The following is a 22,372-nucleotide window of genomic DNA, read 5'->3' as shown; positions in this document are numbered from 1 at the left end:
CCCAAAAGTTTAAACGTTGCTTGTCGCTATTCCGGTTTCACCAGGAATAATGGCTGCCCATATTCCACAAGCTGTCCATTCTCAGCCAGAACGGAAACGATCTCGCCTTTGATTTCGGCTTCCAGCTCATTCATAAGCTTCATCGCTTCAATGATACACACTGTGGATTTCTCATGTACACGGTCCCCTACGCTGACAAAGGATGGCAGCTCCGGAGAAGCCGCACTGTAGAACGTGCCAACCATTGGAGATACAATCTTATGTAAGTTGCCTTCTGCAGATGGTGCAGGGGTCTGCGGCGCTGCCTGTACCTCGTTCGCCGGCAAAATAACTTGTTGTGGGCTCAAAGGCTGATGCGCGGCCGTCATGGGATAGGCATATGGAGTAACCGAAGCAGCAGAACCATCGCTTTCATGGCGGTCCGGTTTACGGATAGCCAGCTTCATACCTTCGCTTTCAATCTCCAGCTCGTGTACGGAGGATGTTTGGTCCAGCAATTTAATCAATTCCTTAATTTCGCTTAACTTGAACATACTTTAAGTTCACTCCTTCAACTTTCTCTCGAAGCCACTCTTCTTCGCGGATAACTTTATGTATTATATCATAAACGCTAGAAATGGAAAGAGCCCGGGGAAACCCGAGCTCTTTAGCCAAATTCCACTATATTTTTCTGTTCGTTCTGTCCTATTACTCGGATACGTATTGAACACTGACTTTATCCTGGGTAACACTCAGCTCTTTCATAACCAGATCTACGATGCCCACAGCCTGCTTCGCATCCAGCTTGTCACTGAGTACGATAACTTTATAGGCATTGCCTGCTTCTTCTTTAACAATGGCTTCACCATAGCCGAACTTCTGCTGCAATTGTTCTTCGATTCCGTTAATTTTGGATTCTTTATCCTGAAGCTGATTAAGCTGTTCCATGGCGGCTGCTGTTTCTGCTGGTGTTTTGCTCATATCATTAATTTGTACTGTGAGATCGTTTTGATTCTTGATATTTTTTTGCTCCCGTTCGTACAGGTAGTTGTTGAACATGCTGCTTGCCGATACGCTTTGGGAGGCTACTTCGTCCAGAATAGCGGCATCATCTTTAACTGTTTCTTTATCAGCCGTTACCGGAGCAGTTTCTTCTTTATCAGTAGCTTTTGCTGTATCCTTCTTGTCAGTAGCCTTCGTGGATTTGTCCGGGCTTTCAGTGGTTGCCGCTGCCTGATCATCCGCAAGGGTCTTATCGTCTGGATTCTGGGCTGAAGCGGTATCTACGGAGTTGGCACTGCCTGTATCCTCGATAACTGCGGTGTCCGTTACAGTCCCGTCTGTCACCACTTCATTTACGACCACACCTTCGTCTCCCACAGAAGGAATGTCGTTGTTAGCTGCATCTTTTACACCATTCTCTACCTGAATGCTACCTGCAGTTTCTTTGGGTATCGATGCTCCGGAATCCTCAGTAAAAAGATAATAAGCCGATAATACTACCATTAAACTGAGCATCGAAACTAACCAAATCGTTTGTCTTTTACCGTTCATTACTATTCCTCCTTTAATTGACGGCCAAGCCGTTCTCCCGGGTTCCGGGAATCATTCTATTCCTGCTTGTGTGGAACGACTGAGATACGGTATATCGGAACATTTAGCCCCTTCTCCACCGCCTGCTCGATCAAACCCCGCACTACTTTATTTTCTGCACCTTTGGCGACCACCAGCACCCCTCGCACCTGTGGCTTAATCCGTTTGGTAATAATCGGTGTCTCATCGCCGGATTGAGTATAGGTAACGATCTCACCGTCTCTTGTGTATTGGGTGGTGTGGCGTTTACCACCACTAGCGTCACTTTCTTCACTGAGCTGCTGGGTATCATTCAAGTTGCGCTGGACTACGATTTCTTCTGTAGATTCGACCGTCACCATGATATCTACCGTTCCGACACCGACGATTTTCTCCAATATCTCCTTAGTCCTGTTCTCCAACGCCAGCTCGATGCTCTCAAACGGATTGCTTCCAGAAAGTTCCGGCTGCATCACCACCTGTGAGGTTTGGTCCAGCGGCGGTTCCCGCCCCGTATTCTCGCTGTCCAGCTTCTTGACGTTGACGAAGGAATTAAACAGCATGATGGCGGCTCCCAGCAAGCCCAAAATAATCAGCCACCGGAAGGTATGGCTTCGCTTCGGATTGCCGGAACCGCCGCCTCCTGCCCACTGCTCCAGCTTTTTCAGCCAATTGCCCACGTGAATGACCCTCCTTTAGAATTCCGTTTTCCTGCCATATATTAGAGTTTGGATGTTCCGCCGATGCTTGGTGTCACCTCGATGATGTCCGGCGCAAGCCCCCACTTCTGCACGAGCAGTTTCTTAATCGTATTCACCTGTTCCTGTGCAGCGGCTTCAACTTCGGCTGAAGGACCACTTGCTGTGTGCGCAGGCGCTTCTCCAGCAGTTTGGGTAGTTTCCAAGCTTCCTGATTCTTTCTCATGGATGCTGACCTTAATGGGTTCGACCGGAGTTATGGCTATAGCTTCTGAGGACTCATCATTTGCTCCGGATTGTGCAGTATCCGTCGTCTCAGACATGGTAACGTCTACCGATGAAATGGCAGGCTGATCTTCTCCACCGGAATTGTCCGATTCCCGCATCACCAGTTTTACAGTAACCTGGACTCCTTGTACTCCGGTTTCGGATGTAATCTGATCCTTCATTTGAACCGCTATCTCACCGGCCGCCAGCTTCAAGCTTTCTTTCTGCCGACCTTCTGCCATCTTCAGTCCATCCGCCAGAATTTTCTCCAGAGAATCACTCTCTTGTCCCGGTCCGGCAAAGATCCCTCCTTGTTCGTTCTGCTGTGCCATAGCCAGGCTTAGTTCGGACACAGCATCTCCTTTCAGAAGGGAAATGATCGGGCCCAGCATGGTGAGTAGGACAAGCAAGCTCAGCACCAGCCGAGCGTACCGCTCCATCGACTTGCTGGGGAGGAGCATCTCGACGAACGAAGCCAGCAGCACCACCAGAATTATCTCTCTGAGCCAACCCCCAAGCCAGGCCATAGGGTCATCCTCCTTACTTCATGTTCTCACCTCATCATGACAGTGACGTTTCCTGCCGTGAGCATGATTGTGACCGCCATAAAAAACATCAGGGAGACTGCAGCCAAGGCGGCGAATACATAAATCATGCTTTTGCCGATGGTCTGCAGGCAGGTTACAATCGGTGTCTCACCCAAAGGCTGCATGACAGCAGCGGCCAGATTATAGATAAGCGCGAGCACCAGTATTTTGATTGCCGGAAACGCGCAGAGGAATAAAATAATGATGACGCCCGAAAGTCCGATCGCATTCTTCACTAGAAGTGAAGCGGAGATTACGGTATCTGTAGCATCCGCGAACATTTTACCGATAACCGGTACAAAATTGCCTGTAATATACTTGGCAGCCCGGATCGTGATTCCGTCAGTAACCGAGCTCGTTATGCCTCTCACCGAAATAACACCGAGAAACACAGTCAGCAGTACTCCCAGCAGCCCTGCTCCGATATTCCGCAAAAGATTGGCCAGATGAGTCAGCTTGTATTTATCCGACAAGGAGCTTACGAGGTGAAGCACTGCCGAGAAGAATAGCAGCGGGAAGACCACTTTGTGAATCATATTGCCAACGGTATGAATCATGAATACGATCAAGGGATGGGTCACAGAGACCGTCACAATGTTGCCCATGGAAGCGAGGAGCGCGAAGAGCAGCGGAATCATGGCCATCATGAAATCGATCATCCGGTCAATGGCATCCTTCGCATAACCCATGGCGATATTGAAGCTGTTCACCGCTATGACAAGCACGACCATGTAGCAGATGGTATAGGCGATTTTACTGACGGTTTTCTTCTCAAAAGCCGTCTGCAGCGTCTCCAGAATCATGCTGAGCACGCTGATCATTACAATCGTGACCAGCAGCTTGCCGTTATAAAGCACCTCGTGCCACATATAGGAACCCAGTCCGGATAGTACGCTCTGCATACTGAGCCCGTCATCACCCGGCAAGAGCATATCCATTAGAGAGGGTGTAGCCCCGTCCGGAAAAAAGCCTCCGTAATCCTTCATCAGCTGATCCCAGTATTTTTCGACCCCGTCTGTCGGCAGCTCTTCGATCTGTCCTTTAACCCATCCGTCTACAGGAGATCCGGTGGAGGTGCCGCCCGAAGTGCCGGAAGCAAAAGCTGTGCTCCCATAAAGGCAGCAGATGCCAAACAGCAGAAGGAGAAACATAATTATTTTCGGAGGACGAAATATGGTCCTGGCCTGCATGTGATCTCCTCCTGTCTCCCGGATTTCCGCAGCCGTTATGCCGGCAGCAGCTTCATCACTGTTTCGATAATAATGCTGATAATTGGAACGGCCAGCACCATAATCAACACTTTGCCAGCCAGTTCGATCTTGGAAGCAATCGATTCCTGACCCGCATCCTTGACAATCTGCGCTCCGAATTCTGCAATGTAAGAAATTCCGATAATCTTGAATACGGTCTTCAGATACACCATTTCCATCCCCGAGGATTCTGCTACACGCTCCAGCGTTCCGAGGATCATCCCGATCTTACCGATCAGGAACAGAAAAATCATAATGCCTGTAGCCGTAGCGAGCAGAAAAGCGAACAAAGGCTTTTGCTCTTTTAAAATAAGAATCAATATCGTGGACATCAGTCCGATTCCGACAATCTGGATGATTTCCATGGCGCCGCCTATTGAAACAAAAAGATGGATTTGATTTCCTGCAGCAGTCCATCCAGCATCCGGATCACCATGAACAGCACGACGATAAATCCGACGATGGTCACCCAGTGGGCGATGTCTTCTTTTCCCATCTGTTTGAGCACCGTATGAATCATGGCGATGATTATTCCGATGCCGGCAATCTGAAAGATTGCATTGACCTCAATATTCATTCCTGGCACCTCGCTAAAAGATCAAAATGACAATCAATGCTCCAAGCAGCAGCCCCAGGCTTTTGCTCATTTTTTCGTATTTGCCCTGATCCTCCCGGGCGACGATTTCTTCCTGCTTCAATTGCTGCAAAGCCATCGCGATATGGTTGGTCTGATTGGATCTGTCACTTGTCCCCAGCGTACAGCTCAGTTGCCGCAGAATCTCCTTCTCCGGGGCTTTCATCGCCGTACTCTCCCAATGGGTCTCCATAGCCCGTCGTATCGCGTCCTGGGCGCTTCTGTCATGGGGCGGGCTCATCTCATCGGCAGCAGCGGTGAAGAACCACTGCACCGGCCCTCTGGACTGGATACCTATCCGCCGAAGCGCTTCCGGGAGCGGCGTGAATCCGTACATAATTTCAGTCTCCAGCCGATGCAGAGCGGCGATTAGCCCGCGTATCTGCTGCGGCCGGTCGGCATACTGCCGGGCCTTTTTGAAACCTGCCAGTGTTCCTGCTGCGATGATCAGTACCGCTCCGAACAGTTTAAGCATAGGCACCACCTCCTGCCGTTTCTTCCGGAGAAGCAGCCAGTCTGCGGTTCTGGTTGTCCAGCACCCGGTATACAAGCCCTTCTTCCGATCTATGCAGGATTACATATCTTTCAAACATCCGGTGTTCCAGCAGTCCGCTAAGTCCGGGTCTGCGGGCCAGCTCGGACACTTCCTTCCCATGAGCAGTAGCCAGTACTGAAATCCCGGCATGCAGCGCTTCCGTTACAGCTTCGGCATCCTCCGGGCGCCCAATTTCATCTGCCACCAGTACGTCAGGAGACAGGGAACGGATCATCATCATCATCCCTTCGGCTTTCGGGCAGCCGTCCAGAATGTCTGTGCGCGGCCCGACATCAAATGCGGGAATTCCCCGTCTGCTGCCGGCGATTTCCGAGCGTTCATCCACAATCCCGACCTTCAGCCCCGGCCGTCGCGTGCTCTGTATCCCCAGCGTTCCCGTAGAGATTTGTCTCGCAAGGTCACGGAGCAGGGTTGTCTTGCCGTGCTGCGGCGGCGACAGGATTAGGGTGTGCATGATCCGCTGCCGGGTTTTATCCAGAAGATAAGGCAGAATGCCATCTGCTGCGCCGTGGATCTCGCGGGCAATCCGGACATTGAAGCCGGTGATATCCCTTAAATGCTCGACTCCGCCGCCGCTGAGGACAGTCCGCCCTGCCAGTCCGACGCGATGGCCGCCGGGAAGGGTAATAAAGCCTTTGCGCAGCTCCTCTTCCATCGTATACAGGGAATGGTTACTGATCAGATCCAGCAGCCGGTGGCTGTCTTCACGGTCTGGCTTGTACGCCTCGTCCGTATTCAGGGTTAGCTGTCCATTCACACTGAGAAAATGGTATTTTCCCGCGTAGTTAATTTCGAGAGGACGGCCTTCCCGGACACGAATCTCCTCGACCTTCATCAGCAAAGGCATGGGAAGCCCCCGCAGGAGCACTCTGATCTTTTCAGGAAACAGCAGAAGCCAGTCATTACTCATACCGTGTACCCCCAAGTTGTCCTCTACTTCAATTGCTTTATTCCATATTTATGCTTGTACGTGTCTTTTATGCCCTGTAATCTATCATTTTTTCAAGATGCCGATTAAGAGACACGCAACACCGCAGCCGATCCATCCTAACTTGCCCCATGACAGCTGTTGTGCCATTCCGGTCAGTCCCACGGCTGTTGTGAGAATCAGAACCGTAGGACCCACTAGAGCCAGCGTTGAATTCACAACGAGTGCCTTATCTACTTGGTTTAACCGGAGCATAATAAGGGCAGCTGTTATTTCAGCACTTCCTGAGAACAGCCGGAGGATCGCCATCCAACTCACATACTTGTCCAAATCGGACACTCCTTTCGGTATTCCTTCCATTTTTTTATTCGCGGCAATATTTCCGCTGTTATCCATGGATATGCAGGACTGGCCTGGTTTAGTCGGAAAGAGTTACCGAGGCTCAGGGCAAAGAGGTGTGAAAGAAATCATAGTGATCACCCCAATAAAAAAATATCATCGGTATGATAAATTTATTTTTAAAGAAACCTATAGATGTGTTGTTCTTAAAACACAAGAAAAAGGGGATTGTGAGTTATGCATATTCGAAATTACGGGGTGGCCGTGGCAAACGGGACAATCATGAGGCAGGTAAGGGAAGTAGCCACCATTATTCTATCCGCCCTTCTCCTCGCCAGCGGTCTGCGTTTGTTCCTGATTCCTCATCAACTGTTAAGCGGAGGGGTAGCTGGTACAGCTTCAATCATTGGTTATGTGACCAACCCCAAGTATATTTCATTGTTTTATTTCGGGATTAACCTTCCGATTCTTATATGGGGCTTTATTGCCGTGGGGAAGAAATACATCTGCCTAAGCATGCTGTCCGTAGCCTCTACTACCTGGTTTCTGAACGTAATTCCATTACATCAGGTGACCAAGGATCCCATTCTGGCTAGTATTTTCGGCGGGGTGATCATTGCTGGAGGCGTGGGCTTCTCACTGCGGGCTGGCGGTTCTTCCGGGGGATTCGATATTCTGGGGTCCATCATTACTCGCAAAAGAGATATTCCAATGGGCACGGTCCTGTTCGTCATGGACGGTCTGGTTATCCTGAGCCTGGGTTTCTTCAAAAGCTGGGATTCCGCCCTGTATGCGATGTTGTGTATTTTCGTCAAAAGCCGGGTCGTGGATCTCATCCACATCCGTCATGTGAAGCTGACCTGCTTCATCGTAACCAAAGAACGGGACCGCATGCTGAGCCGGCTGAAGCTGCTGCCCCACGGTGTAACTGTAGTGAATGCCGAGGGAGGTTACAGCCATGAGGGCAATACGATGCTGATGACGGTTACGACCCGCTATGAGCTGGCCGAGCTGCGAAAGACTATTATTGAAACCGATCCGAAATCATTTGTTAATGTTCTGGAGACCGTGGAAATTGTAGGCCGGTTTAGAAGACAAAGTTAGCGTCATTTACAAAAAAAACAGGGATATCTGGGAAGCCTCTGCGGCTCTCGGATATCCCTGTTCTTTTATTGTAGAAGGTTATTAACGTCGGTCCTGCGGGCCGCCAACAAATGCCTGCTCTGCAGTATCGAGATTATATGCGGTATGAAGCGCCTGGATAATCCCTTGCAAATTGCCCGATTCAACAACACAGGAAACCTTGATTTCCGATGTACTTACCATCTTGATGCTGACGCCCTGCTTAGAGATTACATCGAACATTTGAGCGGCAACCCCAGGATGGCTGACCATTCCCGCACCAACGATGGAAATCTTGATCAGGTTATCCTCGGAGGTAACTTCACGGAAAGGAAGCACTCCACGAAGACCCATAATGACTTCCTTGGCACGCTCCATATCACCAAGCCCTACGGTAAAAGAGAAGTCTGCTTTGTCATTCTGCACGCCGCTCTGCACGATGATGTCGACGTCAATTTCATCTTCAGCCAGCTGTCCGAATACTTGTGCGAGAACGCCAGGAACATCCGGAACTCCCAAAATACTGATTCTCGCGACGTTTTTGTCATATGCAATACCGCTTACGATTACTCCCTGCTCCATGCTGGCTTCCTCCTTCACTACAGTACCTTCATTATGGTTAAAGCTCGACCTTACGACCAGCTTCACTTGATGGCGCTTGGCGTACTCTACGGCGCGGGGATGCAATACCGCTGCGCCCAGATTGGCGAGCTCCAGCATTTCGTCATAAGAAATGGTCTCAAGCTTGCGTGCCGTCTTCACGATACGCGGGTCCGTGGAATAGATGCCGTCCACATCGGTGTAAATCTCGCACACATCCGCTTTGATTGCCGCCGCCAGTGCAACAGCCGTCGTATCGGAGCCTCCACGTCCAAGTGTCGTAATATCACCTTCCAAGGACATGCCTTGAAATCCGGCAACAATGACGATTTGCTCACGCTCCAGTGCTTCAAGCACACGGCGGGGGACAATTTCAGTAATCCGGGCGCGGCCATGGCTATCGTCTGTCTGGAAGCCTGCTTGCCAGCCGGTAAACGAAACGGCATTGCGGCCAATTCCGTGAAGTGCGATGGATAACAATGCTACAGAGATTTGTTCTCCCGTCGTCATCAGCATATCCATTTCCCGGGCTGGTGGCTGTCCATTCAGCAACTTGGCCTGATCAATCAATTCATCCGTAGTATCCCCCATAGCGGATACAACCACAACGCAGCGGTGTCCTTCATCCTGTTTGTCTGCGATGCGTTTGGCGACACGCTGCATACGCTGAGTGTCCCCGACGGAGCTGCCTCCGAATTTCATGACATAAAGTGACAAAGTCTTTCTCACTCCTAACTTCGGTCTGTATATTATATTTATTCTCACCCGGTTTCCCGTCTGCAATCAGTATATACGAAAATGACGCAGGGGGTAATGGTTTCACAAAAAATTTTGGGCTCAAAGTCTGAAAAAACCAAACAATAAGCCACCTTACTCGTGTAAGAGACTAAACATGGGTCCCGCTTCCAAACCATTTCAAAAAAGCCTCCACCGCTATGGATGCGGGGAGGCCTTTGCATAAAAATTCATTTACTATGCACGGGAAATATATTTACCTTCGCGTGTATCAACCAGAAGCACATCGCCTTCATTAATGAAGAGCGGCACTTGAACGTTCAAGCCGGTTTCTACTTTCGCGAATTTAGTGGCGCCTTGAGCGGTGTTGCCTTTTACGCCCGGCTCCGTTTCAACAACCTTCAGCTCAACGCTGGTTGGCAGGTTGATGCCGAGAATTTCACCCTGATAGCTGATGATATTAACAGTCATGTTCTCTTTCAGGAAGTTGAGTTCCCACTCGAGCTGCTTCGCACTCAGTTCGAACTGGTCATAAGTCTCGTTGTCCATGAACGCATGCTCAGAACCGCTGGCATACAGATATTGAACAGCGCGGTTCTCGATCAGCGCACGGCCGATCGTTTCGCCTGCACGGAAGGTACGTTCAACGGTGTTACCGTTGCGCAGGTTCTTCAGCTTGGAGCGGACAAACGCTGCCCCTTTACCTGGTTTTACGTGCTGGAAATCAAGAACGGTGAAAATATCTCCGTCCACCTCAACGGTTAATCCTGTTTTGAAATCGTTAACTGAAATCACTACAAACCCCTCCTGAACAAATAATTGAAATTGTGCTTATTATGAGAAATATAAATGGAACAGCAGCTACAGTACTGTATAGTCCTTGGACGAATGAGTCAGAAGCGAAATTCCGCTCTCCGTAATCACAACATCATCTTCTATACGAACTCCGCCGATTCCCGGCAAATAAATGCCCGGCTCCACGGTAACTACCATACCAGGCTGCAAAATATCGTCACTGAGCTTGGACAGCCGCGGCCATTCATGAACTTCCATACCTAGGCCATGCCCGGTGCTGTGTCCAAATTGATCCCCATACCCATAACGGGTAATGATGTCACGCGCCAAGGCGTCGCATTCACGGCCGGTCATACCGGGTTTAATATGTGCCAGCGCATGCAACTGAGCCTCCAGCACAATATCGTAAATCTCCTTCAGCTTGGGATCCGGTGATCCCAAAGCAATCGTCCGGGTAAGATCAGAGCAATACCCGTCCAGGAGTGCGCCGAAATCGAAGGTTACAAACTCATTGCCTTGGATTACCCGACTGCTCGCTACACCGTGAGGCATTGCAGAGCGTTCGCCGGAAGCTACGATCGTATCAAAAGAAGATGACGTCGCTCCATGGGTACGCATGTAAAATTCCATTTCCAGATCAACATCACGTTCGGTCATTCCCGGTTTGATCACGTTCAGAATGTGGCGGAAGGTATCGTCAGCCAGATCGGCAGCCCGTCCCATAATCACCAGTTCTTCCGCATCCTTAAACATCCGCAGATTCTCCACGGCTTTAGAAACGCCAACGAGCTCAGCAGGCTTCAGTGCTTCGGCATATGCGGTATACGCGCTGAAGGTCACATCATCCTGTTCAAAGCCGATACGGCCTTGTCCACCCTTAGGCAGTAGTTCCCGTACAGTATCGATGAACTTTGGCCCGTGCTCCACAATGCTAAGTCCCGCAGCCTGATTGGTTGCCTGGGTCATGTACCTGAAGTCTGTAAGCAAATAGCAATCATCCGCGGTTACAAGGATATATCCGGACGATCCGGTGAATCCACTGAGATATCGGCGGTTGATTCCGCTGGTTATTAACATCGCATCAAGTCCATGTTCCTGCAGAACGCCGCGCAGCTTGGAGACACGATTGTTTCCCATATTCATTCTCCTCTCGAAATAGCCACATTGTATTTTAACATAGGGGCATGCCCTTGAGAAGTTTTTTTAAGCCGTCAGGCGAGTTTTGTCTGCTGTTCCCTTACTCTTTCATCTGTATACTCAATGGCCGCCGTGTAACCGATAAACAGTCCCCACAGAAGAAAGACGCAAAATTCACATACGACTGAATTCCAGGGGAGCCGAAAAGGCCGCTGAAGCAGGAACATCCACGATCCCGCCAGAAAGATGACAGCCCACCATATGACGCCATAAGCCATTCCCGGCCAGGGCCCTTTCAGCTTACGCAGAACAAGTACATACAGTAATGAGGCGAGTGCTGAAAAGACAATAAAGAACAAATATCCAAGAATCTGTCCTGCCGGGGACACCAGAAAACTATGCTTGAAGAAGGGCTCTGCCAAAAAGCCCGGAATGACCTTAGTGAAATGCATCGCATACATCAGCCATCTTAACCCTCCCCAGATCAATCCTGCAAAAAAACCCAACTCCAACGCGAAGCTCCAACGATTGGTTTGCTCGAAACTTTGCTGATGGGATGTGCTCATCTAATCTCCCCGCTTTCATATTTACATGGAATGTTTTCCTTTAATCTTCCCAATGTCCCTAGTATGTACACCAAAAGGTGATCCAACTAGTAATGTCAGCAGAAATTAGTTACAATAAAAGTATATCCACAACATATTAATTTGCGGGAAGGTGAATTGGTTGTCCCAGGAAACTCCAAGTTACGGCGGGCAAGCCGTCATAGAAGGCGTCATGTTTGGCGGCAAGCATATCAACGTAACAGCCGTACGGCGGAAGAATCAGGAAATCACATTTTTGGAGGTGCCGAAGAGCGATAAGAACTGGGTTCTTAAACTGCGCAGGATTCCGCTGCTTCGCGGCCTTGTCAGTATTATAGATTCCAGTGCTAAAGGCTCCAAGCATCTGAATTACTCGGCTGAAGCTTATGCAGAAGACGAAGTTGGACCGGAAGAAGCGGCCAAGAAACAGGAGAAGAACAAGGATAAGAAAGAAGAAGGCTGGAGCCTCGGGATGATTCTCGGCGTGGCAGTTATGGGTATATTATCCTTCATATTCGGCAAAGTTATTTTTACACTGGTCCCTGTTTTTGTTGAAGATTTCTTGTTCGGTGGCGCTTTTGAGGGTTATGTGTGGCATAACCTGGTAGAAGGCGGCATTAAGCTGATCTTGCTGCTTGTGTATCTTTGGGGTATTTCGCAGACTCCTGTGGTCAAACGTTTATTCCAATACCACGGTGCTGAGCATAAGGTTATCAGCGCGTTTGAAGCCGGAGAAGAACTAACTGTACAAAATGTTCAGAAATACAGCCGGCTGCATTACCGGTGCGGCAGCAGCTTCATGATGCTAACCATCATTCTCGGCGTTATCATTTATTCCGTTGTTCCATGGGATAATCTTTGGGAGCGTGTAATGCAGCGTATTATTCTGCTGCCGCTTGTCATCGGTGTTTCTTTTGAGGTGCTAAAGGGTACTAATGCGGTCAAGAATGTTCCAGGTCTCAAATATTTGGGATATCCGGGGCTGTGGCTCCAACTGCTCACCACTAAAGAACCTAAAGACGAGCATGTCGAGGTCTCCATTGCATCCTTTAACCGGATGCGGGAGCTGGATGCTGAAATTGAAGCACAAGGATACACGAAAGCAAGTGTGACCGGAGGTATTTTGGACCCTGCGAAAGGATGAGTGGCCTATGATCAGGCAGGCTTTGATATTTTGGAGTGCCGTGCTGCTTGCGGTATTCGGTCTTGTGTATCAGGTAATGGTTGGTGGTCTCGGTGCACTGCGGGGATTGATATTCCCCCTGATCATTCTCGTGGTTTTATTTTATGCTTACAAAATAGCGCCAGGCAGTAAATCCCGTAACAGCTCATCAAGGGTGAAGGTTAAACCTTCCCAGAAGACAATGGCGAAAGTGACCAGCATGCGCAAGGGCCATTCAACAGCCGGCAAGCGTAAGAGCTATCCATTTCAAGTCATTGAAGGCAGCAAAGGGAAAAATGACGATCAACTTCCTAAATACCACTAAAATAGGGCATCCCCGTTCGATTGATGAACGGTGCGATGCCCTTTTTTCTTCCAGATTAGTGACTAGCGATTAGGTCTCCATTCCCGGAAAAATTTCTCTCCCGCCTTAAGACCCGCAGCGTACAGTTCATCACTCTGCACCTTACTAATTTCAAACTGGGTGGTACTTACGCCGAGGTTGGGGATTTTTACGGTACGGACAAATTTCTCCTCTTCGATATATCTTTCATCATGCGCCGTGAGCATCGTCTCGACCATAGCCTGCAGCATGGTGAACGGCCCTGTTATGCGGTGCGGCTGGGGATCTGTCTTGCCGATCATTTGAAAGCCTACCGTGGGTACCCGAGAACTTCCCGCTCCCAAAGCTCCTGATTCATCATCGAACAGCCATAGCGGAAAGTTACTGAGCAGCCCCCCATCTACCATGTAGACAAATTGTTCCGAGAAGGTTCTGCCCTTCGTAAGCCTTCCGCTTAACCGGAGCATCACAGGGTCGAAGAAATAGGGTATACTGCAGCTCATGCGTACAGCCTTCGCTACTTCGAAATTCTCCGGAGAAATGCCGTAGTCCTTGAGCCCTTCCGGCAGTACAACAATCCTCCCATTGGTAATATCCGAAGCTATGATGGACAGCTTTCCGGAGGGGAGATCCCGAAAGGTAACGATTCCTTTTCGGCGGAGATGTTCACGAATCCAGCTTTCCAACGCTTCCCCGGAATACAGACCTTTTTTCAGCATCACGCGCAGCGCCGGCCCCATAATCGGCGTATTGTACAGCGGCGCACGCTTCAGGAACGAGGTGAATGATGTCCCGCGAATGATCCGCCCCATCTCTTCACCGGAATATCCCGCTGTGAGGAGGGCAGATATAATCGAACCTGAAGACGTCCCGGCCACTTGTTTAAAAGAGACTCCTGCCTGCTCCGCCGCCTGGACCGCACCGGCCAGCGAGATGCCCTTAACTCCCCCGCCTTCGAACACCGCATTGATATCCATGCGAAAAATCCCCCGTTCCCATAGATTCTACTGCTTATCTATGAGCCCGGGGGTGTATTCATGACTGATTAAAGATAAGTGCTAAGATTTAAAATAAAAGGACAATAGACCGGCAAGTCCAAAGGGATCTTTGCCAATAATATTATTGACACGGAACATGATACTCCCGTTAACCTCCGCGTATTTCTCATTGTACTTCAACTGGCTAATAATCTGCTCACCGCTCTGCCACTCAGCAGCCTGAAGACTGTCTCCCACCTTATAAGCGGCCTGGCCGATATAAAGCTTCACACCTGTATTCTGGACTTCTTTAACCCACCAGTCTACGAGGGTGTCATATCGCGCTGCTTTAAATGACAAGCTCCAATAGATCTGCGGCGCCACGTAATCAATCCAGCCCTGCTTGATCCAGGTCCGGACATCGGCATACATCGTATCATAGGTCGGTGTTCCGGCTGTTGTATCAGAGCCTGTGCTGTCATCTTTAATATTGCGCCATACGCCAAAAGGGCTGATACCATATGAGAGCTGTGGCTTCTCAGCGTGTACCTGCTCCCCCATCTCGCGGATGAAATTATTCAAATTATCCCTGCGCCAGTCTGCTTTATTAGTGATTCCGTTGCTATTATAGGTTTTATATGCAGCATCATCTGCAAAAGCAACGTTAGCCGGATAGAAATAATCATCCATATGAATACCGTCAACATCATAGTTTCTGACAACTTCAAGAACTACGTCAATAATATGCTGACGTGCAGCGGGAATCCCCGGATTTATGTAATATTTCCCATTCGCATTTACAATCCATTCGGGATGTTGTTTGTAGACATGATTAGCCGGCAATGCCGCGAGATCTTCAGCTTTGGTTTTGGTGGTTGCCCTGAAAGGATTAAACCAGGCGTGAAATTGCATGCCGCGTTCATGAGCCGCCGCAATCATAAACTGCAGCGGATCATATCCCGGATTCTTACCCGAAACTCCAGTCAATACTTCAGCCCATGGAACCAGTTCCGATGGGTACAGTGAATCCCCTGAAGGTCGCACTTGAACAAATACAGCATTGTATCCAATGTCTTTCAGCTTGTCCAGCATGCTAATGAAAGAAGCTTTTTGCTGCTCAATCTTGCCTGCAGAACCTGTTGAAGGCCAATCCATACCGGACAGGGTCGCAATCCAAACCCCTTTCATGGCTTTACCTGTTTTTACACCGGGCACCGAAGGAAGTGTAGGAGCACTAGGATTCGGCACATTCGGTATCGTAGGGGTAGTGGGCTGATTGACCGATGCTTTGGTCTTTAATGAAATATGCATGGCTGCCTGATTCCAAATGACGTCCAATCCGAGCTGCTGGCTAACAAAACGGATCGGCACCATGATCCGGCCGGCTTTAATCTCGACCGAGCGGTCCAATCCCTCTGAAGCACCATTCACCATCGCAGTTTTTTCCCCGCTTGTAAGCTTTAGTTCTGTCTTATTTTTGGTAATCGTAACAGTTTTGGCTGCTTGATCCCATGCCACATCCGCACCAAGTCCCTTGCTGATCAATCCAAGAGGCACCATTGTAATTCTCGAGACGATATAAGGATCGACATCACCTTGCAGCGCAGTTCCGTTAAGATCAATCGTGATAGCGTCACCTGCGGCGCGGGCATTTGGCGACAGAATAGGCAGACATAATACGAACAGTAGTAATCCGGCAATCCATTTGCGATAAATCATTGGTTCCTCCTACGATGTTAAGTTGTCTAGTAAAAGTACAAGGTTAAAGTATAATGTGATACTTATACTTACTTGTATTTACAAAAAAACGGCATCATCCTACTTAGGATGATATCCGTTCTGACGTAATAAATGGTAAAAGGTTGCGGTCTCTCAGCAAAAAAACGTCGTACCGTCCTATGTAATCTATGCTTTCATATCAAGTAATCATAGATTGCAGGACAGTATACGTTCTTTCTTACGAGTCGCTGACTAATTCTTGATGAATATCGTACAAAGTCTGAAGACGTGCATCATCGCGCCGGAAATATTCCACCAGCGTCTCAATGCGGGTAATCGAATCCCAGCTTAAATGATGCTCGATTCCCTCGACATCCTTATAAATATTCTCATGCTGAACCCCGATCAGTCCCAGAAATTCCTCAAGCAGCTGATGGCGGTCAACCAGACGTTTCCCCACTTTTTTTCCTTTGGTGGTTAGGACAAGCCCACGATATTTCTCATAGATGAGATATTCGTCCTTATCCAGTTTTTGGATCATCTTGGTCACAGAGGAGGGGTGAACTTCCAGTCCCTCGGCAATATCCGAGACCCGCGCATAACCTTTCTCATCGATGAGCTTGTATATGCGCTCTAAATAATCCTCCATGCTGGGTGTTGGCATCTACTTTACCTCTTTTCTGTAAATAAGCATGGCGCGAAAGGCCAAACCTTGCTCTAACAATGATACATGTTTCTCCCGCAACTTGGCAAGTCCCGCAGGTAGTTGCACATCATTACCATGACTCTGCTGGCTGCTCTATGCGCACAATAACCGCATATCTAACTAAAGGAGTGTGAGAATATGTCTGTGGTCATTCCTGAACGCCCCCCGGTGAAACGCACCCGCAAAGCGACAGGGCTGTTTATGCCGGAGCTTGTCTTTTTCGAACCGAGTGCCTTGGATTACCCTAAAGGGAAGCAGATCATGGAATGGGTCAAGGCCAATAATATTCCTTATCGAATGACATCTTCCCACAATCGTATCCTGAATTTCCCCGGGGAAACCGAAGCCGAACAATATAAAATCGCCAAGCGGACACTCGTTGTCGGCCTGCGGAAGACCCTGAAATTCGAGCAATCCAAGCCATCCGCCGATTATGCCATTCCCATTGCAACCGGGTGCATGGGCCATTGTCATTATTGTTATCTTCAGACTACACTTGGAGCCAAACCATATATTCGTGTATATGTGAACACCGGAGACGTTATCGATGCCGCCAAAAAATATATTTTGGAGCGAGCCCCTGAGATTACAACGTTTGAAGCCGCCTGTACCTCCGACCCGCTAGGGCTGGAGCATATCACCGGTTCTCTGGAAGAACTTATTACTTTTATGGCAGATGAACCGCTGGGGCGCCTGCGTTTTGTCACCAAATACCAGCATGTCGAGCCCTTGCTACATCTGAAGCATAATAATCATACACGCATCCGGTTCAGCGTTAATGCCGATTATGTAATCAAAAATTTCGAGCCGGCCACCGGAAGCTTTGAGGAACGGATTGAAGCCGCTGGTAAAGTCGCACGCGCCGGTTATCCGCTGGGATTCATCATTGCTCCGATTATCTGGTATGAGGGCTGGGAGCAAGGATATGGTGAGCTGCTGCACAAATTATCTCTCGCCCTTCCCCATGGGATAGGAAAAGGCCTGACCTTTGAGATGATCCAGCACCGGTTCACGAAAACAGCCAAGACGGTGATCGAGAAACGTTATCCCAAATCGAAGCTGGAAATGGACATGGAGAAACGGAAGAAAAAATGGGGCCGCTGGGGCCAGAATAAATATGTATATACGGATGAACAACAAAACGCCCTGCGCGAGTACATCACAGAGCGGATTTTTGAATATTTTCCCGAGGCGGAGATTGATTATTTCACCTAAACAGCCTAGATGATCAGCCAGGCAGGTGTAATCTCTTGAAGCCAGACTGTAATGCGGAACATTTGATCCGTAAAGAGCAGAATTCCCATAAGCACCATAATCGCGCCGCCAATCTTCATCAGCAGTCCGGAATATTTAAGAATCCGTCGGGCACCGCCGAGGAAAAACGCAAGCGCAAAGAAGGGAACAGCAAATCCTAAACTATAAGCCGTAATTAAGGTAAACCATGTCCCCGGTTCGCTTGCGGATAGTGCAATAATCGCTGTGAGTATCGGTCCGATACACGGTGACCAACCGGCTGAAAATCCGATTCCAAAAATAAAAGAGCCGATATACCCTGCAGGCTTCCATTTAAGCTCCAGCTTCCGTTCTCTCAGCAGGAACTGCGGCTGGAAGATTCCAAGCAAGAATAACCCCATCACTATGATTAAAATAGCCGAAAGCTGGCGGATCAGCTCTCGCTGGCCATTAAAAAATTGACCAAACAAACCTGCCCCGAACCCAAGCGTATAAAATACAGCGGAGAACCCTAAAATGAACGCAAGCGTATGGCTGAGCGTCCGGAAACGGACTTCTTTTGTATTGTCTCCCGATTTCAATTGCTGCACAGACAATCCTGTTATGTAGGATAAATAAGAAGGATAAAGAGGCAGACAGCAGGGTGATATAAATGATGCCAAGCCTGCAGCAAATGCTAGTCCCGCATTAATATTTGACACGAATGGCAGCTCTCCTTCTTATGAATAGAGTGTCTCCGGGTGTTTTAGGCAGGAATTCCTTTTTTACCGAACAGCGTCAGTACGAGCAGCGCAATCAGCAGCAGCACGATCGTTGCCCCTGGAGCCAGGTTCCAGATTCCCGCAACAACAAGCCCTCCCACGACGGCAATCTCTGCAATGACAACGGACAGCACAACAGAAGATTTGAAGCTGCGCGAGAGCAGCAGACTGGTGGCAACAGGGATAGTCAGCAGGGCCGAAACCAACAGAGAGCCGACGATTTTGATAGCCGTACTAATAACAAGCGCCGTAAGTACTGTAATCAGCAAATTGAGCATTTTCACCGGAAGACCGCTGACGCTCGCCGCATCCTCCTCAAAACTAAGTAAGAAAAATTCCTTGAAAAACAAAGTAACCACCGTAACTACGGCAATAGTCACTATTCCGACAACCAGCAAATCCGTATTATCCAGCGTATAAATGCTGCCGAACAAATAACTCATCACATCGGCATTATACCCTTTACCCAACGTGAAAAATAAGGACGCCAGCGCCACCCCGCCTGACATAATAATCGCAATGGACAGTTCCGCGTAGCTTTTGTAAGCCTTTCTCAGCTTTTCGATAGCGAAAGACGCCACCACAGCGAAGATTAACCCTGCTCCAAGCGGATAAAATCCTGTCAAAAAACCGAGCGCCACCCCAGCAATCGTCACATGAGCAAGGGTGTCCCCGATCATAGACAGTCGTCTAAGGACAAGAAAAACGCCTATTAACGGCGCGGTAATACCAATCAGCAGGCCGCCTGCAAGCGCCCTCTGAAAAAAATCACTGTACAGAATTTCCAAAGTTATATATCTCCTTTAACGATCCCTCCCATCCCCTCCCTTCCAAGGGAGGGCCCCCAGGGCTGCCGCCCTCAGGACTCCCGCTAAGGTTCAACGGACGTGGGATGATCGGATGCTCATGTTTGAAACGGTTGGTGGATCGACCGCTTTCGTCCCTGACGGGACACGCTTGGACGTTAGCGGTACTTATCTCCCAGGCCTTAATGATTAAGTCAACGGCAAGATCTAAGGTCAAGGGCGTTTGGTTATCTTGATGTTGTACTATGGATAACCTGAGGTAAATCCTAAGGTCAAAGGCAAGACCTAAAGTCAAGAGCGTTTGGTTATCTTGATGTTGTACTATGGATAACCTGAGGTAAATCCTAAGGTCAACGGCAAGATCTAAGGTCAAGAGCGTTTGGTTATCTTGATGTTGTACTATGGATAACCTGAGGTAAATCCTAAGGTCAACGGCAAGATCTAAGGTCAAAGGCGTTGGTTATCTTGATGTTGTACTATGGATAACCTGAGGTAAACCCTAAGATCAAAGGCAAGATCTAATTCAAGGGCACTTGGTTATCTTGATGTTGTACTATGGTAACCTGAGGTAAACCTTAAGATCAAAAGCAAGATCTAGGTCAAGAGATTTAGGTTATCTATATGTTGTACAATGGATAACCTTTATTACTGCCCTTCCCCCACATTACAGGTGTAAGCAACGAAGGGGAGGTTTGGAACTGTAGGAGCGTAGCGTTCGCCTTTGTATTCGGATTTCAACTGCGAACGCGGTTTAAATTGAAGAAATCGGAATACAACAGCGACCGGAAGTCCAAACATCACCGCAGTTGCGGTCTCCACCTGTAATACCCTCCGCTATATTAGCGTGTGCTGCAGATTATTTTCGGCGCAGTCCTGAATCTCATGGGAGTGGCGCGAGTAGAAGTTGATTTTTCCGTTGCTCTGTACGGGCTCTTGGCCCAGATAGTTGCGGATCATCTCGATGTCATGCGAGACCATCAGGAAAGTCATATGATGGTGGGCGTGCATGTGGGTAATCAGTTCGAAGAATCCGGCCTGGGTCTCCGCATCGATACCGACGGTAGGTTCGTCCAGAATGAGCAGATCTGGATGGTTGATTAATGCCCGGGCAAGAAATACCCGCTGCTGTTGACCACCGGAGAGCTGGCCTACCCGTTTGTCCGCAATGTCTTGAATACGCATCACTTCAAGAGCATCGTCGCACTGGCGGTGCTGGGCGCGGGATACGCGGCGTATTAAATTCTTATTGTTATAAAGTCCGGATTGGACGACCTCGCGAACGGTTGCCGGAAATAAAGGATTAAAGGCATTTTTTTGCGGAACATAACCGATGCGCTCCCAATCCTTGAATTTACGCGCGGTCTCACCGAATAGTCTGATTTCTCCGCTTGACGCGGGCAGCAGGCCGACAATCATTTTGAGCAGTGTTGTTTTGCCGGCACCGTTTGAACCAATGATTCCGACAAAATCGCGTTCCTTCACGGTATAATTCAGACCGGAGATTACCTTTTGATCCCCGTAAGAAAAGGACAGGTCCTTTATTTCAATCATATGCTGATGACAATCCAGGGATACCGGTTGCATAGTGAATCCCGCCTTTCTACATACTTTCCTTTATTGTAAGGCCAGAATCAGATTTTGCAAATTTTTCTCCATGAGCGTGAAGTAGTTGTCTGCTGCCTTCTCCTGCTGCTCGGTAAGTCCTTCTACGGGATTAAGAACCATAGTTGAGACTCCGGTTTCACTGGCGAGGGTTTTGGCAAGCTTATCCGAGACCAGTTCCTCGAAAAAGATATATTTGATGTTGTCCGCCTTCACCATTTCAGCCAAATCCACTAAATCCTGCCCACGTGGCTCTGCGTCAGGGGAGAGTCCCATGATCGCGTGCTGTACGAGACCATAATCACGGCACAGGTAAGCAAAAGCCTGATGAGAAACAACGATTTCTTTATTCGGAAGCTTGGATAGCTCAGTTGTAAATGTAGTGTCCAGCTCTTTTAACCGGTCAGCCAGCGTATTGAAACGGGCTTCATACCCGTCTTTATGCGAAGGATCTACTTTTTGCAGACTGTTTTTAATATTTTCAGCCATGATCAGCGCTGATTTTGGGCTTACCCAAGTATGCGGGTCGGTATGTAGGCTGTCTTCTCCTTCATGCTCAGCAGTTTCAGCTTCTCCACTCTCATGACCATGACCATGCTCATCCTCTTCATTAGTCATAATGTAATCAATACCTTGGCTGACCTCAACCGATTCAACTGCCGAATCACTATCCAGTCCCTTCAGGAAATTCGGCACCCAGCCCTCCAGCCCCGCTCCGTTATACAGGAACAACTGGGCTTTCGAGGTATTCACAATATCCTGACTGCGCGGTGTCCAGTCATGCGGCTCTACTCCTACGGGAAGCAGGTTAATCGCATTCACATCTTCTCCGCCAATTTCCTTAGCGAACTCATATATCGGATAAAAGGTAGTAACCACGTTCACTTTGCCCTCTACTATTGTGCCACTACTTTTTGGCCCACACCCTGCCAGTACTGTAATCATTATTAAGGCCAGAACAAGCAAAAGCCCTTTACGCTTCACATTTACAAACATAATATATATCGACTCCTTAAATCGTAAATTTTACTATTAGAATTATAATAGTAATGATTACGATAAGTCAACCGCTTATCCTGAAAATTTAAAAGATATAAAAAGAACCGGATTTCGTCATTACAGGGACGGTATTCGATTCTCGTAGAAATATAAGGATTTTCTATAGTGTGAAACATATAACCCTATACTATATATTTAATCGAGTAGGAGGGGGCGGCGAGCCCCCGACCTCTCACACCACCGTACGTACCGTTCGGTATACGGCGGTTCATGGAATATTC

General features: G+C 48.7%; 26 protein-coding genes. 4 read left to right on the top strand and 22 right to left on the bottom strand.

The features are described from left to right. Positions 1-26: 26 nt before the first annotated feature. The 10 genes from accB to ACAN55_RS04660 all read right to left on the bottom strand — a co-directional run bounded on the left by accB (position 27) and on the right by ACAN55_RS04660 (position 6,831). The gene (accB, locus tag ACAN55_RS04705; RefSeq protein ID WP_379128804.1) at positions 27-533 is read right to left on the bottom strand and encodes an acetyl-CoA carboxylase biotin carboxyl carrier protein; all 507 of its coding nucleotides are present in this window, start codon (positions 531-533) and stop codon (positions 27-29) included. Positions 534-687: 154 nt separating this feature from the next. Beyond that, positions 688-1,533, bottom strand: a complete 846-nt coding sequence (locus tag ACAN55_RS04700) for a SpoIIIAH-like family protein (protein WP_379128802.1) — start codon at positions 1,531-1,533, stop codon at positions 688-690. Between the two features lie 56 nt (positions 1,534-1,589). Further along, positions 1,590-2,231 carry a stage III sporulation protein AG gene (gene spoIIIAG, locus ACAN55_RS04695; RefSeq protein ID WP_379128799.1) on the bottom strand — a complete coding sequence of 214 codons (642 nt, stop codon included), beginning with the start codon at positions 2,229-2,231 and terminating at the stop codon, positions 1,590-1,592. A gap of 41 nt (positions 2,232-2,272) precedes the next feature. Further along, positions 2,273-3,043, bottom strand: a complete 771-nt coding sequence (gene spoIIIAF / locus ACAN55_RS04690) for a stage III sporulation protein AF (protein WP_379128796.1) — start codon at positions 3,041-3,043, stop codon at positions 2,273-2,275. Between the two features lie 26 nt (positions 3,044-3,069). Continuing rightward, positions 3,070-4,293: a stage III sporulation protein AE gene (gene spoIIIAE / locus ACAN55_RS04685; protein WP_379128794.1), complete on the bottom strand. Its 1,224-nt coding sequence runs from the start codon at positions 4,291-4,293 to the stop codon at positions 3,070-3,072. A 35-nt stretch (positions 4,294-4,328) separates the two neighbouring features. After that, positions 4,329-4,718: a stage III sporulation protein AD gene (gene spoIIIAD / locus ACAN55_RS04680; protein WP_379128792.1), complete on the bottom strand. Its 390-nt coding sequence runs from the start codon at positions 4,716-4,718 to the stop codon at positions 4,329-4,331. Between the two features lie 8 nt (positions 4,719-4,726). Continuing rightward, positions 4,727-4,930: a stage III sporulation protein AC gene (gene spoIIIAC, locus ACAN55_RS04675; protein ID WP_379128789.1), complete on the bottom strand. Its 204-nt coding sequence runs from the start codon at positions 4,928-4,930 to the stop codon at positions 4,727-4,729. A gap of 13 nt (positions 4,931-4,943) precedes the next feature. Beyond that, complete coding sequence (gene spoIIIAB / locus ACAN55_RS04670; protein WP_379128787.1) at positions 4,944-5,462, bottom strand: stage III sporulation protein SpoIIIAB; 519 nt, start codon at positions 5,460-5,462, stop codon at positions 4,944-4,946. Further along, the gene (gene spoIIIAA / locus ACAN55_RS04665; RefSeq protein ID WP_379128785.1) at positions 5,455-6,453 is read right to left on the bottom strand and encodes a stage III sporulation protein AA; all 999 of its coding nucleotides are present in this window, start codon (positions 6,451-6,453) and stop codon (positions 5,455-5,457) included. Before spoIIIAA ends, spoIIIAB begins: the two co-directional genes overlap by 8 nt. An 84-nt stretch (positions 6,454-6,537) precedes the next feature. Continuing rightward, positions 6,538-6,831 (bottom strand): YqhV family protein, encoded by a 294-nt coding sequence (locus ACAN55_RS04660; protein ID WP_379129825.1) that lies wholly within the window; start codon positions 6,829-6,831, stop codon positions 6,538-6,540. A 216-nt stretch (positions 6,832-7,047) separates the two neighbouring features. Here ACAN55_RS04660 and ACAN55_RS04655 point away from each other — a divergent pair, with 216 nt between their 5' ends. After that, the gene (locus ACAN55_RS04655; RefSeq protein ID WP_379128782.1) at positions 7,048-7,914 is read left to right on the top strand and encodes a YitT family protein; all 867 of its coding nucleotides are present in this window, start codon (positions 7,048-7,050) and stop codon (positions 7,912-7,914) included. 81 nt (positions 7,915-7,995) lie between these two features. On the opposite strand, the gene ACAN55_RS04650 is transcribed toward ACAN55_RS04655, so the two are convergent. From ACAN55_RS04650 to ACAN55_RS04635, 4 genes are all read right to left on the bottom strand, one after another. Beyond that, complete coding sequence (locus ACAN55_RS04650; protein ID WP_379128778.1) at positions 7,996-9,249, bottom strand: aspartate kinase; 1,254 nt, start codon at positions 9,247-9,249, stop codon at positions 7,996-7,998. Between the two features lie 255 nt (positions 9,250-9,504). Next, entirely contained in the window at positions 9,505-10,062 is a 558-nt protein-coding gene (gene efp / locus ACAN55_RS04645) for an elongation factor P (RefSeq protein WP_379128776.1), read from the bottom strand. Positions 10,063-10,128: 66 nt separating this feature from the next. Further along, positions 10,129-11,199 carry a M24 family metallopeptidase gene (locus tag ACAN55_RS04640; protein WP_379128774.1) on the bottom strand — a complete coding sequence of 357 codons (1,071 nt, stop codon included), beginning with the start codon at positions 11,197-11,199 and terminating at the stop codon, positions 10,129-10,131. 74 nt (positions 11,200-11,273) lie between these two features. Further along, a complete protein-coding gene (locus ACAN55_RS04635; RefSeq protein ID WP_379128771.1) occupies positions 11,274-11,765 on the bottom strand; it encodes a YqhR family membrane protein in 492 nt (163 codons plus the stop codon). Positions 11,766-11,976: 211 nt separating this feature from the next. Here ACAN55_RS04635 and ACAN55_RS04630 point away from each other — a divergent pair, with 211 nt between their 5' ends. Then, complete coding sequence (locus tag ACAN55_RS04630) at positions 11,977-12,927, top strand: DUF1385 domain-containing protein (RefSeq protein ID WP_379129822.1); 951 nt, start codon at positions 11,977-11,979, stop codon at positions 12,925-12,927. Positions 12,928-12,934: 7 nt separating this feature from the next. Further along, a complete protein-coding gene (locus ACAN55_RS04625) occupies positions 12,935-13,270 on the top strand; it encodes a hypothetical protein (RefSeq protein ID WP_379128768.1) in 336 nt (111 codons plus the stop codon). Between the two features lie 62 nt (positions 13,271-13,332). On the opposite strand, the gene ACAN55_RS04620 is transcribed toward ACAN55_RS04625, so the two are convergent. From ACAN55_RS04620 to mntR, 3 genes are all read right to left on the bottom strand, one after another. Then, positions 13,333-14,265: a patatin-like phospholipase family protein gene (locus ACAN55_RS04620; protein ID WP_379128765.1), complete on the bottom strand. Its 933-nt coding sequence runs from the start codon at positions 14,263-14,265 to the stop codon at positions 13,333-13,335. 81 nt (positions 14,266-14,346) lie between these two features. Then, positions 14,347-15,984: a family 10 glycosylhydrolase gene (locus tag ACAN55_RS04615; protein WP_379128763.1), complete on the bottom strand. Its 1,638-nt coding sequence runs from the start codon at positions 15,982-15,984 to the stop codon at positions 14,347-14,349. Positions 15,985-16,222: 238 nt separating this feature from the next. Beyond that, positions 16,223-16,648 (bottom strand): transcriptional regulator MntR, encoded by a 426-nt coding sequence (gene mntR / locus ACAN55_RS04610; RefSeq protein WP_379128761.1) that lies wholly within the window; start codon positions 16,646-16,648, stop codon positions 16,223-16,225. A gap of 180 nt (positions 16,649-16,828) precedes the next feature. Between mntR and splB the strand changes: the two genes are divergently transcribed. After that, positions 16,829-17,905 carry a spore photoproduct lyase gene (gene splB / locus ACAN55_RS04605; RefSeq protein WP_379128759.1) on the top strand — a complete coding sequence of 359 codons (1,077 nt, stop codon included), beginning with the start codon at positions 16,829-16,831 and terminating at the stop codon, positions 17,903-17,905. Positions 17,906-17,910: 5 nt separating this feature from the next. On the opposite strand, the gene ACAN55_RS04600 is transcribed toward splB, so the two are convergent. The 5 genes from ACAN55_RS04600 to ACAN55_RS04580 all read right to left on the bottom strand — a co-directional run bounded on the left by ACAN55_RS04600 (position 17,911) and on the right by ACAN55_RS04580 (position 22,088). Then, positions 17,911-18,624 (bottom strand): cytochrome c biogenesis CcdA family protein, encoded by a 714-nt coding sequence (locus ACAN55_RS04600; RefSeq protein ID WP_379128757.1) that lies wholly within the window; start codon positions 18,622-18,624, stop codon positions 17,911-17,913. A gap of 44 nt (positions 18,625-18,668) precedes the next feature. Further along, complete coding sequence (locus ACAN55_RS04595; RefSeq protein WP_379128754.1) at positions 18,669-19,472, bottom strand: metal ABC transporter permease; 804 nt, start codon at positions 19,470-19,472, stop codon at positions 18,669-18,671. A gap of 663 nt (positions 19,473-20,135) precedes the next feature. After that, positions 20,136-20,309, bottom strand: coding sequence for a hypothetical protein (locus ACAN55_RS04590; protein ID WP_379128752.1), 174 nt, complete (start codon positions 20,307-20,309; stop codon positions 20,136-20,138). A 15-nt stretch (positions 20,310-20,324) separates the two neighbouring features. Then, on the bottom strand, positions 20,325-21,074 hold the full coding sequence (locus tag ACAN55_RS04585) for a metal ABC transporter ATP-binding protein (protein ID WP_379128749.1): 750 nt from the start codon (positions 21,072-21,074) through the stop codon (positions 20,325-20,327). A 30-nt stretch (positions 21,075-21,104) separates the two neighbouring features. Next, positions 21,105-22,088, bottom strand: coding sequence for a metal ABC transporter solute-binding protein, Zn/Mn family (locus ACAN55_RS04580; protein WP_379128746.1), 984 nt, complete (start codon positions 22,086-22,088; stop codon positions 21,105-21,107). Between the last annotated feature and the right edge of the window lie 284 nt (positions 22,089-22,372).

This window comes from Paenibacillus oryziterrae (genome assembly GCF_042610485.1).
Taxonomy (GTDB): Bacteria; Bacillota; Bacilli; order Paenibacillales; family Paenibacillaceae; genus Paenibacillus_AQ.
This window is presented reverse-complemented; position numbering and strand designations above follow the sequence as displayed.

Bases quoted from the DNA above. Each gene is read 5' to 3' on its own strand.
- ACAN55_RS04655 (WP_379128782.1), top strand. From the start codon at position 7,048: ATGCATATTCGAAATTACGGGGTGGCCGTGGCAAACGGGACAATCATG.
- ACAN55_RS04615 (WP_379128763.1), bottom strand. From the start codon at position 15,984: ATGATTTATCGCAAATGGATTGCCGGATTACTACTGTTCGTATTATGT.
- ACAN55_RS04620 (WP_379128765.1), bottom strand. From the start codon at position 14,265: ATGGATATCAATGCGGTGTTCGAAGGCGGGGGAGTTAAGGGCATCTCG.
- spoIIIAF (WP_379128796.1), bottom strand. From the start codon at position 3,043: ATGGCCTGGCTTGGGGGTTGGCTCAGAGAGATAATTCTGGTGGTGCTG.
- spoIIIAE (WP_379128794.1), bottom strand. From the start codon at position 4,293: ATGCAGGCCAGGACCATATTTCGTCCTCCGAAAATAATTATGTTTCTC.
- splB (WP_379128759.1), top strand. From the start codon at position 16,829: ATGTCTGTGGTCATTCCTGAACGCCCCCCGGTGAAACGCACCCGCAAA.
- spoIIIAD (WP_379128792.1), bottom strand. From the start codon at position 4,718: ATGGAAATCATCCAGATTGTCGGAATCGGACTGATGTCCACGATATTG.
- spoIIIAC (WP_379128789.1), bottom strand. From the start codon at position 4,930: ATGAATATTGAGGTCAATGCAATCTTTCAGATTGCCGGCATCGGAATA.
- accB (WP_379128804.1), bottom strand. From the start codon at position 533: ATGTTCAAGTTAAGCGAAATTAAGGAATTGATTAAATTGCTGGACCAA.
- ACAN55_RS04635 (WP_379128771.1), bottom strand. From the start codon at position 11,765: ATGAGCACATCCCATCAGCAAAGTTTCGAGCAAACCAATCGTTGGAGC.
- ACAN55_RS04580 (WP_379128746.1), bottom strand. From the start codon at position 22,088: ATGTTTGTAAATGTGAAGCGTAAAGGGCTTTTGCTTGTTCTGGCCTTA.
- ACAN55_RS04585 (WP_379128749.1), bottom strand. From the start codon at position 21,074: ATGCAACCGGTATCCCTGGATTGTCATCAGCATATGATTGAAATAAAG.
- ACAN55_RS04625 (WP_379128768.1), top strand. From the start codon at position 12,935: ATGATCAGGCAGGCTTTGATATTTTGGAGTGCCGTGCTGCTTGCGGTA.
- spoIIIAB (WP_379128787.1), bottom strand. From the start codon at position 5,462: ATGCTTAAACTGTTCGGAGCGGTACTGATCATCGCAGCAGGAACACTG.
- ACAN55_RS04630 (WP_379129822.1), top strand. From the start codon at position 11,977: ATGTTTGGCGGCAAGCATATCAACGTAACAGCCGTACGGCGGAAGAAT.
- ACAN55_RS04700 (WP_379128802.1), bottom strand. From the start codon at position 1,533: ATGAACGGTAAAAGACAAACGATTTGGTTAGTTTCGATGCTCAGTTTA.
- ACAN55_RS04640 (WP_379128774.1), bottom strand. From the start codon at position 11,199: ATGGGAAACAATCGTGTCTCCAAGCTGCGCGGCGTTCTGCAGGAACAT.
- mntR (WP_379128761.1), bottom strand. From the start codon at position 16,648: ATGCCAACACCCAGCATGGAGGATTATTTAGAGCGCATATACAAGCTC.
- spoIIIAA (WP_379128785.1), bottom strand. From the start codon at position 6,453: ATGAGTAATGACTGGCTTCTGCTGTTTCCTGAAAAGATCAGAGTGCTC.
- ACAN55_RS04660 (WP_379129825.1), bottom strand. From the start codon at position 6,831: ATGGAAGGAATACCGAAAGGAGTGTCCGATTTGGACAAGTATGTGAGT.